Here is a 16,343-nt window from a genome sequence, read left to right on the forward strand (position 1 = left end):
TGGGTGGAACGTTGACTATTCGGCACGGTTCAACTGTTTGCGCTGGTACTGCTCTTCGGAGTGTGGAAGGTGTGGGTGGGGGAGTCGTGCCGGGCGCGCTGTTGGGTGTCTGAGGGCATGGCCGCTTGGCTGGGTCTTCGGTGCCGGTCCCGGTGAACTCGCACGTATGTGGCGGGGTGGTGGGTGGCTGGTTGTTGTTTGAGAACTGCACAGTGGACGCGAGCATCTGTGGCCAAGTTTTTAAGGGCGCACGGTGGATGCCTTGGCACCAGGAACCGATGAAGGACGTGGGAGGCCGCGATAGGCCCCGGGGAGCTGTCAACCGAGCTGTGATCCGGGGGTGTCCGAATGGGGAAACCCGGCAGTCGTCATGGGCTGTCACCCGCCGCTGAATGTATAGGCGGTGTGGAGGGAACGCGGGGAAGTGAAACATCTCAGTACCCGTAGGAAGAGAAAACAACCGTGATTCCGGGAGTAGTGGTGAGCGAAACCGGATGAGGCTAAACCGTATGTGTGTGAGACCCGGCAGGGGTTGCGCATGCGGGGTTGTGGGATTTCATTTCAATGGTCTGCCGGCTGTTGGACGAGTCAGAAATTGTTGGTGTAGGCGAAGGGCATGCGAAAGGCCCGGCGTAGAGGGTAAGACCCCCGTAGCTGAAACGTCAGCAACTCGTTTATGGAACACCCAAGTAGCATGGGGCCCGAGAAATCCTGTGTGAATCTGGCGGGACCACCCGTCAAGCCTAAATATTCCCTGGTGACCGATAGCGGATAGTACCGTGAGGGAATGGTGAAAAGTACCGCGGGAGCGGAGTGAAATAGTACCTGAAACCGTGTGCCTACAAGCCGTGGGAGCGTCGCATCAAGTGCTTGCACTTGGTGTCGTGACTGCGTGCCTTTTGAAGAATGAGCCTGCGAGTTTGCGGCATGTTGCGAGGTTAACCCGTGTGGGGGAGCCGTAGCGAAAGCGAGTCCGAATAGGGCGTTGAGTAGCGTGTTCAAGACCCGAAGCGGAGTGATCTAGCCATGGGCAGGGTGAAGCGGCTGTAAGAGGTCGTGGAGGCCCGAACCCACCAGGGTTGAAAACCTGGGGGATGACCTGTGGTTAGGGGTGAAAGGCCAATCAAACTCCGTGATAGCTGGTTCTCCCCGAAATGCATTTAGGTGCAGCGTCGTGTGTTTCTTGCCGGAGGTAGAGCACTGGATAGGCGATGGGCCCTACCGGGTTACTGACCTTAGCCAAACTCCGAATGCCGGTAAGTGAGAGCGCGGCAGTGAGACTGTGGGGGATAAGCTCCATGGTCGAGAGGGAAACAGCCCAGAGCATCGACTAAGGCCCCTAAGCGTGTGCTAAGTGGGAAAGGATGTGGAGTCGCAGAGACAACCAGGAGGTTGGCTTAGAAGCAGCCATCCTTGAAAGAGTGCGTAATAGCTCACTGGTCAAGTGATTCCGCGCCGATAATGTAGCGGGGCTCAAGCACACCGCCGACGTCGTGTCATTGCAGCATGAAGCCTTAACGGGTGTTGTGATGGGTAGGGGAGCGTCGTGTGCCGGGTGAAGCAGCCGTGGAAACGAGTTGTGGACGGTTCACGAGTGAGAATGCAGGCATGAGTAGCGATACATGCGTGAGAAACGTGTGCGCCGATTGACTAAGGGTTCCTGGGTCAAGCTGATCTGCCCAGGGTAAGTCGGGACCTAAGGCGAGGCCGACAGGCGTAGTCGATGGAGAACCGGTTGATATTCCGGTACCCGCTTTGAAGCGTCAAACATTGAATCAGGTGATGCTAAGTCCGTGAAGCCGCCCTGAGCTCTTCGGAGTGTAGGGGAGTGGTGGAGCCGACGGTCCAAGCTTGTAGTAGGTGAGTGATGGGGTGACGCAGTGAGGTAGTCCAGCCCGGGCGGTGGTTGTCCCGGGGTAAGGGTGTAGCCCGTTGTGCAGGTAAATCCGCGCAACTTTTGGGGTGAGACCTGATGCCGAGCCGATTGTGGTGAAGTGGATGATCCTGTGCTGTCGAGAAAAGCCTCTAGCGAGTTTCATGGCGGCCCGTACCCTAAACCGACTCAGGTGGTCTGGTAGAGAATACCGAGGCGTTCGGGTGAACTATGGTTAAGGAACTCGGCAAAATGCCCCCGTAACTTCGGGAGAAGGGGGGCCACGCCTGGTGATGGGATTTACTCCTTGAGCTGGGGGTGGCCGCAGAGACCAGCGAGAAGCGACTGTTTACTAAAAACACAGGTCCGTGCGAAGCCGTAAGGCGAGGTATACGGACTGACGCCTGCCCGGTGCTGGAACGTTAAGGGGACCGGTTAGTCACATTTCGGTGTGGTGAAGCTGAGAACTTAAGCGCCAGTAAACGGCGGTGGTAACTATAACCATCCTAAGGTAGCGAAATTCCTTGTCGGGTAAGTTCCGACCTGCACGAATGGCGTAACGACTTCTTGACTGTCTCAACCATAGGCCCGGTGAAATTGCATTACGAGTAAAGATGCTCGTTTCGCGCAGCAGGACGGAAAGACCCCGGGACCTTTACTATAGCTTGATATTGGTGTTCGGTTCGGCTTGTGTAGGATAGGTGGGAGACTGTGAAGCGGACACGCCAGTGTTCGTGGAGTCGTTGTTGAAATACCACTCTGGTCGTGCTGGATGTCTAACCCGGGTCCGTGATCCGGATCGGGGACAGTGTCTGGTGGGTAGTTTAACTGGGGCGGTTGCCTCCTAAATGGTAACGGAGGCGCCCAAAGGTTCCCTCAGCCTGGTTGGTAATCAGGTGGTGAGTGTAAGTGCACAAGGGAGCTTGACTGTGAGACTGACGGGTCGAGCAGGGACGAAAGTCGGGACTAGTGATCCGGCGGTGGCTTGTGGAAGCGCCGTCGCTCAACGGATAAAAGGTACCCCGGGGATAACAGGCTGATCTTCCCCAAGAGTCCATATCGACGGGATGGTTTGGCACCTCGATGTCGGCTCGTCGCATCCTGGGGCTGGAGTCGGTCCCAAGGGTTGGGCTGTTCGCCCATTAAAGCGGTACGCGAGCTGGGTTTAGAACGTCGTGAGACAGTTCGGTCCCTATCCGCTGCGCGCGTAGGAGTCTTGAGAAGGGCTGTCCCTAGTACGAGAGGACCGGGACGGACGGACCTCTGGTGTGCCAGTTGTTCTGCCAAGGGCATGGCTGGTTGGCTACGTTCGGGAAGGATAACCGCTGAAAGCATCTAAGCGGGAAGCCTGCTTCGAGATGAGGACTCCCACCAACTTGATTGGTTAAGGCTCCCTGGAGATGACGGGGTTGATAGGCCGGATCTGGAAGCCCAGTAATGGGTGGAGGTGACCGGTACTAATAGGCCGAGGGCTTGTCCATAGAGGCTCGCGTCCACTGTGTGGTTTCTGAGACAGCAACCACGGGCACCCGCCCCCACTTTGTGGGGGTTGGTTGTGCCGGTTGTGTGTTTCATTGTGTTTCGGTGGTCATAGCGTGAGGGAAACGCCCGGTCTCATTCCGAACCCGGAAGCTAAGCCTTACAGCGCCGATGGTACTGCATGCGGGAGCGTGTGGGAGAGTAGGACACCGCCGAACTTTCTTTAGGAATAGCCCTGTTGGCTCCGGCCGGCAGGGCTATTTTTTTATGCCCAAAAGCGGTTACTGAATGTCAAACAGGGTGCGACCTAGTGCCGCCGCTTTCGGCGGTAATAGCGCGGGGGCACGGCCTCGTCAGGCCGTGCCCCCGCGGACGTTCCCCGCGTAGCCGGGTCACATGCCTACTACACCTTCCAGCAGGCTTCGATGGCGACGTTGCTCGCTACCGCCAAGCCTTGCAGATGGTTTTGGCAGTCCAGGCGCTCTCCGTATGTGGGAGCCGGTGGATTCGGTGCAGGAATCGAACAAGCGGCCGTTACCTTCGGACCCACGGGGTAACCATTGGCGGCGACGGTCTGCTCGCAGTCCGCCACACCTGCCGTGTGCACCGGGGTGTCAGCAGTGACTCCGCTTCCGCCGGACTGGGACCGCGCCGCAGACTGCTGCACGGGCTTGTCCGTAGACGTCGCCGCGGAACCGGCTGATGCTGAGGTCAGGCCCAGGCCCGTCGCCGAGATGACCACAGCGCTCACCAGTGCCGCTTTGATGCCTCGTCGCATGCATTCCCCTCTGATCGTGTGCATGGGCCACGGGCTGCGCGCTGTCTGGTTGCGCCCCCTTGCGCCACATGCCGTGCTCACGCAGCACCCTAGGTGGCACGCGGCGGCGCCCCCCACCTGACAGATGTCAGGGGGGCGCTGTCGGTTGGGTCAGGAACCGCGTCGGCTGCTGATCGGATCGCCCCTGGTCGAGCGGCGGGTGCCGGCTTCCGTCAGGAGCCGGCGGCACCACGGCGAACGGCTTGGGACACAGGCTCAGGTCGGGGCGTCCAGGCGTAGGACGGTGGTGAGTGGTGGGTCGAGCCGACCGGCGGATGACCGTACGGCCATGCGGCGGCCGTGCTCGACCACGCTCTGGGTGAGCGCGTTGAGGAGCGGAAGTACTTCCGGATCCTCGCCCACTACATACAGCGTGCCCGCTTCATCGATGAAGGATTCCAACGCGAGCCGATCCGCTCGCTCGGCCGAGCACGCGTTGCGCACATGCAGCTGTCCCAGCGGCGCCAGTGCACGCCGGACCAGCGCTACTGCGTCCGCGCGCAGTTGGGGGTGGCCCGCCAGGACGGACTCCAGCTCGCCGCCGGCGCCCGAGGTCGACTTGGGGTGGCTGCGCAGGATCCGTACCGGGTCCGAGGACGGCGAGGCCGCCAGGGCCCAGCGGTGCACCTCGCGGAACGGCTTCTTCTCCAGCGCCGCGGCGTGCAGCCAGCAGCGCAGCATGGTCTCGGCCGCGGTGTGGGTGGTCGCGTCTATGGGGCGGGGGGAGCGCAGGGGGGCGAGGAGTGCGGTGGCGCGCGAGGCGGCGGTGGCGCGGTCGGCGCAGGCGTGGTGCGGGGACCAGCGGAGTCTGTCTGGGGTGTCGCAGGCGTGGGTGGGGTCGAAGAGGTGGACGGGGCCGAGTTTGGCGCGTGCGGTCTTGGTGGCGGCCCACAGCGCGGGGGTCGTCGAGGCGACGAGTACGGCACCGGGGGCCTCCAGGACCTGGGCGACGAGGTCTTGGCCGTCTCCCCCGGCCGGCTCGGACGTCCCTCCGTCCTGCCCGCCGTTCCCGGTCCGCCGGGTGCCGAAGGCGCCTGGAGCGAGCCCGGCCGGTGCGAGCCCGCCTGTCATGCCCGGCCCCGCGCCGGCGCCGGCGTTCGTCCCCGCGCCCGCGCCCGCAGCCGTGCCGTCGCCATGGGCGCCCGTGTTCGGTCCGGGGGCCGCCGGAGGTGCTGTGCCCGGCTGTGTCTCCCCGCTCGTGTGCCAGGCCCCGTCCGGGGTCCCGGGCGGGCGCTGTTCCGGCGCGGGGTGCTGCTCGACGGGGGCGCCCTGTGCGAGGCTCGTTGCCCCGTCAGCCGCAGTCCCGGGTCCGGGCCCGTCAGAGGGCCTGTCACCGCCTCTGGGGGGCTCTTCCGGCTCCTCCCGCCCGTACTCCCTCTCGTACCGCCCGCGCAGCCGTCGTGCCCGTCGTACGGCGCGGGCGCGTGCCACGGTGCCCATGACGAAGACTGTGAGCACCATCAGGACCATCAGCTGGCTGAGGAATATCCCCCAGAACAGGCCGTATCCGGACAGTTGGGCTCGTGGGGTCTTCGGCCAGGCGTCGGCCAGGTTGTGCGGCTCGGTGATCAGTCCGCGGACGGCCTCCGGGGTGTTGCCGAAGGTGACGTGGTCGGGCCAGGCGCCGTGTGCGAACAGGCCCGCGAGACCCGTCGCCGTCCAGGCGAAGAGGGTCAGGCCGAGGAGGAAGGCGAGCACAGCGATCAGCAGGCCGTCGGGGATGCCCCCGCTGCCTGAGCCGCCCCCACGCCGTCTCTCCCGCGAATCACGGGGATCCCGTAGGTCCCGGGGATCGCGAGGGTCCCCCAGGTCACGTGGATCCCTTGGGTCACGTGAGGGGTACGGGCCACGTCGGGGCCGGGGTGCGCGTGGGTACTCGCGGTCGTCGTAGGACATCGGCAGCGTCATTCAACCGGGGCGCATGACACGGGGCAAGATCCCGTCGCCGGCTCAGGCCACCGTCGGATTGGAGGACTTGGCCGAGGACGAGCGCTCGATCGCCAGCGCGCGTGCCTCCGTCTCCGCCTCCAGGTCGGCCTCCAGCGCGGCTTCGAGGGACGCCTCGGCCAGCGCCTCGTCCTCCGTGGTCTGCGCCGAGTTCTCCGTCATGGCGCGGTCGGTGAAGACGAGGGGCCGCTCGGCCTCGGAGACCAGGTGCTTGACGACCTGCACGTTGCCGTTGACGTCCCATACGGCGATGCCGGGGGTGAGCGCGGGGATGATCTCCACGGCCCAGCGCGGGAGGCCGAGCACCTTGCCCGTGGCGCGTGCCTCGTCGGCCTTCTGCGCGTAGATCGTTCTCGTCGACGCCATCTTGAGGATGGCGGCGGCCTCGCGGGCCGCGGCGCCGTCGACCACGTCCGAGAGGTGGTGGACGACGGCGACGAACGAGAGGCCCAGGCGGCGGCCGAACTTCAGCAGCCGCTGGAACAGCTGGGCCACGAAGGGGCTGTTGATGATGTGCCAGGCCTCTTCCACCAGGAAGATCCGCTTGCGCCGGTCGGGGCGGATCCACGTGTGTTCCAGCCAGACGCCGACGATCGCCATGAGGATCGGCATGGCGATGGAGTTGCGGTCGATGTGCGAGAGGTCGAAGACGATCAGCGGCGCGTCCAGGTCGATACCGACCGTCGTCGGGCCGTCGAACATGCCGCGAAGGTCACCGTCGACCAGTCGGTCGAGGACGAGTGCGACGTCCAGGCCCCAGGCGCGTACGTCGTCCAGCGCGACGTTCATCGCCTCGGCCGCCTCCGGCTTGGGGTGGCGGAGCTGCTCGACGATGTCGGTGAGTATTGGCTGGCGGTCGGTCGTGGTCGTGTTGACGTAGGCGTGGGCCACCTTCAGCGCGAAGCCGGAGCGCTCGTCCAGGCCGTGACCCAGCGCCACCTCGATGATGGTGCGCAGCAGTGCCAGCTGGCCCGTCGTCGTGATGGCCGGATCCAGCGGGTTGAGGCGGATGCCCTGGTCGAGCGCGGCGGTGGGGTCGAGCCTGATGGGGGTGATGCCCATCTCCTCGGCGATGAGGTTCCACTCGCCGACGCCGTCCTCGCCCTGGGCGTCCAGTACGACGACCTGCCGGTCCCGGAAGCGCAGCTGGCGCAGGACGTACGTCTTCTCCAGCGACGACTTGCCGTTGCCGGACTCGCCGAGCACCAGCCAGTGCGGGGCCGGCAGTTGCTGGCCGTAGAGCTGGAAGGGGTCGTAGATGTAGCCCTTGCCGCTGTAGACCTCGCGGCCGATGATGACACCGGAGTCGCCGAGGCCCGGCGCCGCGGTGGGCAGGTAGACGGCCTGCGCCTGGCCCGTCGAGGTACGCACGGGCAGGCGGGTCGTCTCGGTCTTGCCGAACAGGAAGCTGGTGAAGGCTTCGGTGACGGCGGACAGCGGATCGAGCGCGGCCATGGCGGCTACCTCCGGCCTGGAGCGGCAGTGCGGGACGTCATGCTGCTGTCGCCCTCCTCATCGGCGGATGCCGGTGGCGAAGGGGAGGGTGTTCACGAAGGCGCGGTGGTGCTCTCTGTCGCACCACTCCAGCTTCAGATAGCTCTTGCCCGCCGAGGCCCGGATGGTGCGCTTGTCGCGGGCCAGCGACTCGGGGGAGCGGGAGGAGACCGTGATGTAGCCGACGAGGTTGACGCCTGCCGCGCCCGAGGCGAGGTCCTCACCGCGCTGGTCGACGCGGCCGTGCGCGGCGATGTCGCGGGGGTCGACGGTGCGGTTCATCTTGGCGGCGCGGCTGGCCTCCGCCTCGTCGTTGGTCTTCTCCGTCAGCATCCGTTCGATCGCCAGCTCCGTCGGCTCCAGGTCCATGGCCACGGCCACCGTACGGATCACATCCGGGGTGTGGACCAGCAGCGGGGCGAGGAAGTTGACGCCGACGGGGGTCATCGGCCACTCCTTCACCCAGGCCGTCGCATGGCACCAGGGGGCGCGGGTGGTGGACTCCCGGGTCTTGGCCTGGAGGTAGGTCGGCTCCATCGCGTCCAGCTCGGCGGGCCAGGCGTTGCGCTTGGTCATGGCCTGGATGTGGTCGATGGGGTGGTCCGGGTCGTACATCGAGTGGATCAGCGAGGAGAGCCTCGCCTGGCCCAGCGGCTGGCGGACCCGGATGTCGGCCTCGGCCAGGCGGGCGCAGATGTCGGTGAGTTCGCGGGCCATCACTATGGCCATGCCCTCGTCCTTGCTCAGCCTGCGGCCGGCGGTGCGGCGGGCCGCCTTGGCGATGGTGGTGCCCTCGGTGGCCAGCTCGCGCCCGTAGTGCATACAGGCCACCAGGTAGGCGCGGTGCTGCTCGCTGGAGGTGGAGACCATCGACTGGAGCTGGTCGTAGGAGGTGCGCAGCCAGTCGGCGGCCCGCTCGTCGCCGCGCTGGGCGACGTCCTTGGCGTGGGCGTCGGGGTCGGCGGGCAGCGTGCGGGCCAGCATCTGGAGGCGGGTGACGTAGCCGTCGCCGTTGGCCACGTGCTTCAGCAGGGTGCCGAAGCGGTCGACCAGCGCCTCCTGGTCCTCGCTGTCGCGCAGCCCGACGCCGGGGCCCTCGATCTCGATGGCGGCGGTCACCGTACGCCGGTCGGCGTGCAGCAGGACCGCGATCTCGTCCGGGCCGAAGGGCGCCGCCAGCCAGTTGATCCTGCCGACGCCGGGCGGCGGGCCGATCTCCACCTCGCGGCCGTCCAGCCGGACCCCGGCCTCGGCTGCCTCGGAGCGGTAGGCGGTCCCCTGGCGCAGCATCCGCTTGTAGGAGCGGTTGATCTCGAACCACTTGTAGAACGTACGGCCCTTGTACGGCACGTAGATCATGGCCAGCGCGAGCACCGGGAAGCCGACGAGGGCCGGGATGCGCAGCGAGAGCACGGGGATGAGCAGGCCGCTCATCATGCCGAGGAAGGCACCGACGATGATCAGGCCGATCTCGCCCGTCTCACGGTTCTTGCCGACGATGGCGTTGGGACGGGCCCTGCCGATCATGTACGTACGGCGCGGGGTGGCGACGCCGGGCCCTGCCGTGTGGGACGGGGTCGTCATCCGCGGTCACCTCCGGAGTTGCGCTGCTGGTTCTGGCTGTTCTGACGGGGCGGGCGCGCCGAGTGCGGGGACGCGGGCGCGGTGGGGGGCGCCGGCTGCTTGCGCACGGACGGCGCCTCGCCTCCGCCGCCTCCACCCCCGCTGCCGCCCCCGCCACCGCGGGAGCTGTGGGCGGCCACGCCGCCGGAGACGCTGGTGCCGGAGGGCTTGGCGGAGGCGGACGCCGTAGCGGGGGCGCCGCCCTGGGAGCCGCGCGCGCTGTGGGTGTTGATGCCCTGGCGTACCAGCGCGGCGGGCGAGGAGACGACGGCGGTCGCGGCGCGGGAGGCCGGATCGCGCACGGAATTGCGGTGGTTGACGATGTCGTCGCCGAAGCCGGGCACGAAGCGGTAGATCATCGCGCTGGCGAAGATGGCCAGCAGGATGATGGCCAGGCCCGAGACGACCGCCGACACGGCGTCCGGCCCGTCACCGCCGGCGAGCGCGCCGGCGAGGCCGAGCACGATCACGATGACGGGCTTGACGAGGATCACGGCGATCATGATGCCTGCCCAGCGGCGGACGTGTCCCCACAGATTCTTGTCGACCAGGCCCGCGTAGACGGCTGTGCCGAGCAGCGCGCCGACGTACAGCAGCGCGGCGCGCACGACGAGTTCGAGGTAGAGCACCCCGGCGGCCAGCACCGACACCAGCGAGACGACGATCAGCATGATCGGGCCGCCGCCGATGTCGTCGCCCTTCTTGAGGGCCTCGGAGAACGTGCCGAAGAACTGGTCCGTCTTGCCGGATGTGCCCGAGGCGATGACCTCGGTGATCGAGTCGGTCGCCGACACGACGGTATAGAGGATGAGCGGGGTGAACGCCGAGGCCAGCACCGTCAGCCACAGGAACCCGATCGCCTCGGTCAGGGCCTCGGTGAACGGCACGCCACGCACCGCCCGCTTGGCCACGGCCAGCAGCCACAGGGTCAGCGTGAGGATCGTCGAGGCGGCGAACACGACGGCGTACTGGCGCAGGAACTCGCCGTTGGTGAAGTCCACCTTGGTCGTGGAATTCACCAGCTTGGCCAGCTTGTCCACGGTCCAGGAGGCCGCCTCGGCGCAGCCCTTGGCCAGGGAGGCGAGGGGGTCGGTGGCGGCGGTGGGGTCGGAGGAGGGGCTTGAGGGGGAGGAGCCGGGGTTGTTGTCGCCCTTTTCGCAGTAGTCGTTCGCAGGGCCGCGTACGAGGTCGCAGGGGTTGTCTTCGTCGTCAGGGGCCGCGACTGCGCGAGTGGCGAGCAGCGCTGCGGTGGACTGAGCACCCGCCAGAAGGGCTCCGATGGTCAGCACGCGGCTTCGATTACCGGGCATACGTGAACCCTCCGAACCTCTCAACTGCGTCGGCCATCTCGTCGGCGGACGAGGCCGCTTGGTCCTTGCCGATCGGCGTGGGGCCTTCCTTCTGCTTGAAGTCCGCCACTTTCCAGTCGCCGTCGAGCCACGAGAGCTCGAAAGTGTTGGTGTACCAACTCTCCGTGACAGGGGTCTTGGAGCCTTCCCCAGCCAGGCCGAAGAGCGAGGAGTACCAGATGGCGACCCTTGCCTTGTTGTCCTTGTAATCGAGCACCTTCGCGCCGACCGGGATGGTCCGCGCGACGAAGGTGCTGCCCTTGGGCGCCGACCCGTCTTTCTTGAGGCCGATGCCCCTGAGGAATTTGGGGTCGGTGTAGACCCTGTCCAGGTCGTCCATGCGGTCGGACGCCACGCGCGGGGCGTAGACGGCCTTTACGATCTTCTGCCGGGTCGAGTCCGCGAACATTCCGTCGCCACTCAACGCGACAGCGTAGTTCGCCGCCGCGCTCTGTGCCCCCTGCTCGGTGTGGGCGAAGCCCGAGGCGGGGGTGTCGGTGCCGGGTTTGACGGGTTTTTGGCCGGTGGGGGCGGTGGGCTGGGCCTGTGCGCCCCCGTTGCGCCCCTCCTCGGCGGATCCGCCGCCGCCCTTGCCGTCCTCCTTGCCGCCGCCCCGGTTGGCGAAGGCGATGGCGGCGATGAGCAGGACGACCACGGCCACGATCGTGATCAGGCTGCGCCCCGGCCGTGTCGGGGGCCTGCCGCCGCTGCCCTCGGATCCGGGCAGGCGGGTGCGGGTGGTGAGGCGGCCGGGGTCCCGGCCGTAGGCCGGATCCGTGCCGCCCGGACCCGCAGGATCGTGTGCGCGCCCGTACTCGCCGCCGTCACTCATGCCGGGATGGCCCCCTCGAACTCAACTCGTCTTCCCAACTGCCGTCCGGGCATTGTCCCCTCACTCGACGTTAGCCGCGCTGCCGCCGTCATGTGCCCAGAGCGAGGAGGCGGACAGAAGCATCCCGGCACTGTGCGGGGTGCGCCTCCGTGCATCTTTCCCGTTCGGCGCTCGCGTATCACCAGGTGACACCCGTCACGTGGCCCTGCCGTACGCGTACCCGGGGTGCGCCGGGCACGAGGGGTGGTCAGGAGTTGGGGCGCGGCGGGGATTCGGTGAACTTGCCACCGCTGGGGCGGCTGGCGGCGTTCGTCATCTCCGAGTCGCGGCCGAGGAGTTGGGCCTTGCCGTTGTCGGGGATGGTGGCGATGCCCTGATAAAGGTAGTCCATCTGGAAGAAGGTCTGCTGTTCCGGGCCGGTGTAGACAGCGGTGATCTTGCTGGGCCGGATGTAGTTGGTGGTGGAGCGCTCAAGGCGGCGGACGGCGCCGTTGAAGACGGTGACGACTCCCTTGTCCGTCTTGAGGGCGTAGATGTCCTTGTATGGTGTTTTGGCGCTCTTGTACACGACGCGGGCACCGCTCAGGTTCTTGTTGCGGTCGGTGTACCAGCTGCGGGTCGTCTTGGCGGCCGAGGTGTTGGCCAGTGTGCTGCGGGCTTCGTCGTTGCCGCCGGTCTCCATCAGGGCGTTGACGGAGGCGGCCAGCCCGGCGGGGGCGAGGGCGCCGGTCTTGCGGGTGGGGGCGGCGGCCTGGACGGTGCCGTCGGAGTTCTTGCTGACCTTGGGGAAGGTGGCGATGTTGACGGCGGCGACCATCTTCCACTTGCCGCCCGCGCTGCCGCGGTCGAAGACCAGCACACGGCGGTCCTTCTTGCCGAAGCCGGGACCCTTGCCGGCGACGTCGGCCATGAACCAGTCGCGGTCGGCGGGTATGTGGAAGTTCCGGTCGGTGTAGGTGAAGGGTCTGCCGTAGGTGCGCTGCTCCTTCTTCTCTAGGGCGGGGTGCTGGCGGAACTGTGCGAGGGACTGCTGGCGCAGGGCTCCGGACTCGATGGTGGCGTTGAGGTCGGCGCTGCGGGTCTTGTTGGCCTTGTTGTTGGTCTTCTGGTAGCGGTCGACCAGTGCGTTTGCCTGGGCGACGCTGACCGGGCCGCGCGTCTTGGTGTTCTTGCCCGTGTGGGAGCCGTCGTCGTTCGATGTGCTGCCGCGCTTGGATTTGCGGCTTCCGTCGTCCTTGTCGCTCCCGCAGCCGGCGGTGCCGAGGAGGGCCAGGGTCACGGCGAGGGCGGTGGAGGCGGATATCGCATGCGAGGTCTTCATCGGGGTCCCCGTGAATGTTGTACCCATGTGACGCATGGGGGCAGTGGCGACACGATATATCCGGCCGCGCACCGGCCCCGTGCCCCACTGCCCCGTGCCCCACCGCCCGTGCCACGTCCCACCGCCCCGTGCCACGCCGTACGGTCGGCGCCGTACGGGCGCGCCCCGTGCCACCCGCACGGTCGCGAGCGGTACGGGCTCAGTCCGTGCCCAGGGTGGCCGCGACCGTGATCCAGGGAGGGGGCCGGCGGCTGGGGGTCTTCCAGTAGATGTCCAGGCGGGTGAGCAGGCCGGTGGCGTCCAGTTCCATGACGTTGGCGAAGTGCATGGTGAGTGGAGCGTCGTGCGGGGTCGGCTGGATGGTTTCGGTGGCCTCGTTGAGGGCGTGCCGGGCGTCGGCGCTGAGGAAGGTGCGACGGGCGGTCAGCTCGTGGTGGTGCATACGGCCGGTCACGCGGGAGACGAACCGCAGGTAGGCGTCGCGACCGCGGCAGGTGTCGGCCTCGTCGGCGCGCATGCCGACGCGGGTGAAGTCCTTGGCGAGGACGGCGGCGACGGACTCCCAGTCGTGGGTGTCGACGCCGTTCCAGAAAGCGGCGATGTTGGCCGCGGCCCGATCGGCGGCGGCAGCGGTGGGATGCTCGTCCATAGCTGACATGGCGTCAGATCAGAAGGGTGTGCCCGTGGGCCGCCACCGCCGCGGGCCGCCGCAATTGAGTACGCGTACCCATGTGCGAGCGGCCCCGGCCCGGCACGCTGGGCGTATGACTGAATCGACGCCTACCATCCAACGGCCCACCACCACAGCGTTCTTCGCGCAGTCGGCCATCGCCTTCGGGCTGGCGCTCTCCGCGTTGCTCATCGGCATCGTCCGGCTGCCGGTCGGGCAGTGGGAGCGCGGTTTTCTGGCACTCGGCCTGGTCTTCGTCGTCTCCTCGGCCTTCACGCTGGCCAAGTGCGTCCGGGACAGGCAGGAGGCGTCGGAGGTGACGAACAGAGTGGACAAGGCGCGCATCGACAAGCTGCTGACCGAGGTCGACCCGTTCGGTCAGGGCAAGGTCTGAGATGCGGCCGGCGAAGCCCCGCGCGCCCGCCCCTGCTCAGATCCAGCGGTAGTCGTCGCCCAGCAGCAGGGTGTGCTCCAGGACGTCCTCGGCGGGGTCGTCGATCTGGCCGGTGTTGACCAGCCCCACGCGCGGCCCGTTGTGGGCATGGCGAGGGCTCTCGTCGGCGTGAGCCGTGACCGGGACCAGCGTGAGTGCGCCGGTTGCTGCGGCGAGGACGGTGGCGCGGGCGGCAGCGCGGACGGCCCAGCGGTTCTGGCTCTTGACGGCGGACATGGTGGCCTCCAGCTCGGATGCGGTGCGGCGTATGCGGCGCCCTGCCTATTGAGCGGGCCGCCGGTACGTCACGGTGATCGCCGGATGATGCGACTCGTACGACCGGAGCCCGGAGCCTCGCCCCCAGGGTCCGGGCCGCCCAGGGTCCTGGGCTCAGCCGAAGCTGGTGGCTTCGAGCCATAGGTCGAGGAGTTCGTGGTCGCCCAGTACCTCTACCCGGGGGCTGTCGGCGGGGAGGCGGCGGTAGAAGACCAGGAGTACGTCGGCGAGGGGGCCACGCAGGGCGACCTCTGCCTTGGCGTGCGTGCGGCTCCAGGAGACGCCCTCGTCCGTCAGCTCGATCAGCCACTCGGCGGGGTCCGGGTCCGCCGTCACATCCGTCGCGTGGAGATGGAGGCGGGCGCCCGCGCGTGGCTCCAGCAGCCGTAGTGAGGTCATCCGGGCGCGGACGGCCGGGGTGGTGAGGATGTCCAGCCACTCGTCCACGCAGTCGGCGGCGATCTCGGGCGCCACCGTGAAGTCGACCCCGGCGGCCAGGCACGCGTCCGCGCGGTGGACGACCGTCTCGTGGGTGGCCCGGCGCGCCCAGAAGGCGGGGTTCTGCTCCGTCGACCAGGACCAGGTGTGCGCGTCGGGGCCGGCGGTCCGCAGCTCGTCGACGGCCAGCCCGGCGCCTTGGGCGAACCACTCCCTCAGCTCCTCGGGCCCCGCCGCCCCGCCGGGGCCCGCGACGCCGGGCACGGCCTCGTCCGGGACGATCTCGGTGGCGCGGGTGCGGACGATCTCGGCGAACCAGCGGTAGGCGCCGCCCAGATGGACGGTCAGGTCGCGCAGCGTCCAGTCGGGGCAGGTCGGCACGCGCCGGTCCAGCCCCGCCGGGCCCGCAGCCGCCAGCGCGTCCTCGAACAGGGCGGCCTGACGGGCGAGTTCCGTGCAGTAGCGATCGTGATCGAATGCGTAGGCCATGAACGGGAGGCTAGTTGCGGCAGACGGGCGGTACCTCTCATTTACCGGCCAAGTCGCCTGTACCGGGGCGGGCGGTGGCAAGCATCCTCCACCCGCCAAACCGGAACGGCCAAAACCGGAACGGCGCCCTACGCGAGCTTGCGCACCAGCGTGACCCCGTCGCGCAGCGGCAGCATCACCGACTCCACGCGGCTGTCCGCCGTGATCGTGTCGTTGATCTGGCGGATGGCGACATCCGCCGCGTCCTGCGCCGCGGGGTCCACGACGCGGCCCGCGCGCAGGACGTTGTCGAGGACGATGAGGCCGCCGGGGCGCAGTCGCGGCACCAGCTCCTCGTAGTACGTCGGGTAGCCCACCTTGTCCGCGTCGATGAACGCGAAGTCGACGGCCGGCTCCTGCGGCAGGGCGCGCAGGGTCTCGGCCGCCGGGGCCACCCGCAAGTCGATGCGGTCGGTGAGCCCCGCCCGCTGCCAATACCGCCGCGCGATGCCCGTCCACTCCTCGGAGACGTCGCACGCGATCAGCCGCCCGTCCTTCGGCAGGCCGCGTGCGATGCAGATCGAGGAGTATCCCGTGAACACCCCGACTTCGACGGCGCTCTTCGCGCCGATGAGCCGGACCAGCATCGTGAGGAACTCGCCCTCGTCCTGCGAGATCTGCATCGTCGTGCCCGGCACGGCCGCGTGGGTCTCCTCCACCAGCTCGCGGAGGATCTCGTCGGCGGGAGTGCAGTGGGCGAGGAGGTAGTCCTCAAGGGCGGGATTGACGATGTCCATGGAACTCCTCATGAGCAGGGCGCACCAAGGCGCGGGGAGGTGCTGGGACGAGGTGTGCCGAGGCGCGATGTGCCAAGGGATGGTGTGCCGAGGCGGGAGGCGGTGTGAGGTGAGGAGTGTGGATGCCTGCTGGGTGGGTGCGGAGATGGCGGCGCGTTCGCTAGACCGCCATGCCGTAGACGATGGTGAAGACCGTGCCGAGCGAGCCGATGATGAAGACGCCGGTCAGCCCGGCGACGATCAGACCCTTGCCCTGCTCCGCGCTGAAGGTGTCCCGCAGCGCCGTGGCCCCGATCCGCTGTTTCGCGGCACCCCAGATGGCGATGCCGAGGCACAGCAGGATGGCCACCGCCATCACGACCTCGATCATCACCCGGGCTTCGTTGCCGAGCGAGCCGAAGGGGCCCCAGTCAGGGGCGATTCCGCCGATGATGGTGGAGATATCGCCTTTGTCAGCGGCCAAGAGCATGGTGAACTCACCGCCCTAGTTCGAAGGTTGTCTCTGACGGATTGTGCCATGGCCCCG

12 protein-coding genes and 2 rRNA genes are annotated in these 16,343 nt (G+C 67.5%); 3 read left to right on the forward strand and 11 right to left on the reverse strand.

Features of this window, described 5'->3' with window-relative positions:
• Window positions 1-230 precede the first annotated feature (230 nt).
• Window positions 231-3,354: ribosomal RNA gene (locus tag OHB04_RS22120) — 23S ribosomal RNA — on the forward strand.
• 99 nt (window positions 3,355-3,453) lie between these two features.
• Window positions 3,454-3,570: ribosomal RNA gene (gene rrf / locus OHB04_RS22125) — 5S ribosomal RNA — on the forward strand.
• Between the two features lie 815 nt (window positions 3,571-4,385).
• Here the strand turns inward: rrf and OHB04_RS22130 are convergent.
• The 7 genes from OHB04_RS22130 to OHB04_RS22160 all read right to left on the reverse strand — a co-directional run bounded on the left by OHB04_RS22130 (window position 4,386) and on the right by OHB04_RS22160 (window position 13,384).
• Window positions 4,386-5,873, reverse strand: coding sequence for a hypothetical protein (locus OHB04_RS22130; RefSeq protein ID WP_442815103.1), 1,488 nt, complete (start codon window positions 5,871-5,873; stop codon window positions 4,386-4,388).
• A gap of 246 nt (window positions 5,874-6,119) precedes the next feature.
• The gene (locus tag OHB04_RS22135) at window positions 6,120-7,571 is read right to left on the reverse strand and encodes an ATP-binding protein (RefSeq protein ID WP_326689441.1); all 1,452 of its coding nucleotides are present in this window, start codon (window positions 7,569-7,571) and stop codon (window positions 6,120-6,122) included.
• Window positions 7,572-7,628: 57 nt separating this feature from the next.
• Window positions 7,629-9,194, reverse strand: coding sequence for an SCO6880 family protein (locus OHB04_RS22140; protein ID WP_326689442.1), 1,566 nt, complete (start codon window positions 9,192-9,194; stop codon window positions 7,629-7,631).
• On the reverse strand, window positions 9,191-10,543 hold the full coding sequence (locus tag OHB04_RS22145) for a hypothetical protein (RefSeq protein WP_326808111.1): 1,353 nt from the start codon (window positions 10,541-10,543) through the stop codon (window positions 9,191-9,193). The genes OHB04_RS22140 and OHB04_RS22145 overlap by 4 nt, the downstream gene beginning before the upstream one ends.
• A complete protein-coding gene (locus OHB04_RS22150; protein WP_326808112.1) occupies window positions 10,533-11,414 on the reverse strand; it encodes a hypothetical protein in 882 nt (293 codons plus the stop codon). The genes OHB04_RS22145 and OHB04_RS22150 overlap by 11 nt, the downstream gene beginning before the upstream one ends.
• 247 nt (window positions 11,415-11,661) lie before the next feature.
• Entirely contained in the window at window positions 11,662-12,735 is a 1,074-nt protein-coding gene (locus OHB04_RS22155) for a hypothetical protein (protein ID WP_326808113.1), read from the reverse strand.
• 199 nt (window positions 12,736-12,934) lie between these two features.
• Window positions 12,935-13,384, reverse strand: a complete 450-nt coding sequence (locus OHB04_RS22160; protein ID WP_326808114.1) for a nuclear transport factor 2 family protein — start codon at window positions 13,382-13,384, stop codon at window positions 12,935-12,937.
• A 115-nt stretch (window positions 13,385-13,499) separates the two neighbouring features.
• Between OHB04_RS22160 and OHB04_RS22165 the strand changes: the two genes are divergently transcribed.
• On the forward strand, window positions 13,500-13,799 hold the full coding sequence (locus tag OHB04_RS22165; RefSeq protein WP_326689447.1) for a YiaA/YiaB family inner membrane protein: 300 nt from the start codon (window positions 13,500-13,502) through the stop codon (window positions 13,797-13,799).
• A 36-nt stretch (window positions 13,800-13,835) separates the two neighbouring features.
• Here the strand turns inward: OHB04_RS22165 and OHB04_RS22170 are convergent, their stop codons facing one another.
• The 4 genes from OHB04_RS22170 to OHB04_RS22185 all read right to left on the reverse strand — a co-directional run bounded on the left by OHB04_RS22170 (window position 13,836) and on the right by OHB04_RS22185 (window position 16,286).
• A complete protein-coding gene (locus OHB04_RS22170) occupies window positions 13,836-14,075 on the reverse strand; it encodes a hypothetical protein (protein ID WP_326689448.1) in 240 nt (79 codons plus the stop codon).
• 153 nt (window positions 14,076-14,228) lie between these two features.
• Window positions 14,229-15,041, reverse strand: coding sequence for a maleylpyruvate isomerase family mycothiol-dependent enzyme (locus OHB04_RS22175; protein WP_326808115.1), 813 nt, complete (start codon window positions 15,039-15,041; stop codon window positions 14,229-14,231).
• A 128-nt stretch (window positions 15,042-15,169) separates the two neighbouring features.
• Window positions 15,170-15,817 carry an O-methyltransferase gene (locus tag OHB04_RS22180; protein WP_326689450.1) on the reverse strand — a complete coding sequence of 216 codons (648 nt, stop codon included), beginning with the start codon at window positions 15,815-15,817 and terminating at the stop codon, window positions 15,170-15,172.
• Between the two features lie 160 nt (window positions 15,818-15,977).
• Window positions 15,978-16,286 carry a hypothetical protein gene (locus tag OHB04_RS22185; RefSeq protein ID WP_326689451.1) on the reverse strand — a complete coding sequence of 103 codons (309 nt, stop codon included), beginning with the start codon at window positions 16,284-16,286 and terminating at the stop codon, window positions 15,978-15,980.
• Window positions 16,287-16,343 lie beyond the last annotated feature (57 nt).

Origin of the sequence: Streptomyces sp. NBC_01775, from assembly GCF_035917675.1 — a bacterium.
In the GTDB taxonomy this organism is placed as follows: Bacteria; Actinomycetota; Actinomycetes; order Streptomycetales; family Streptomycetaceae; genus Streptomyces.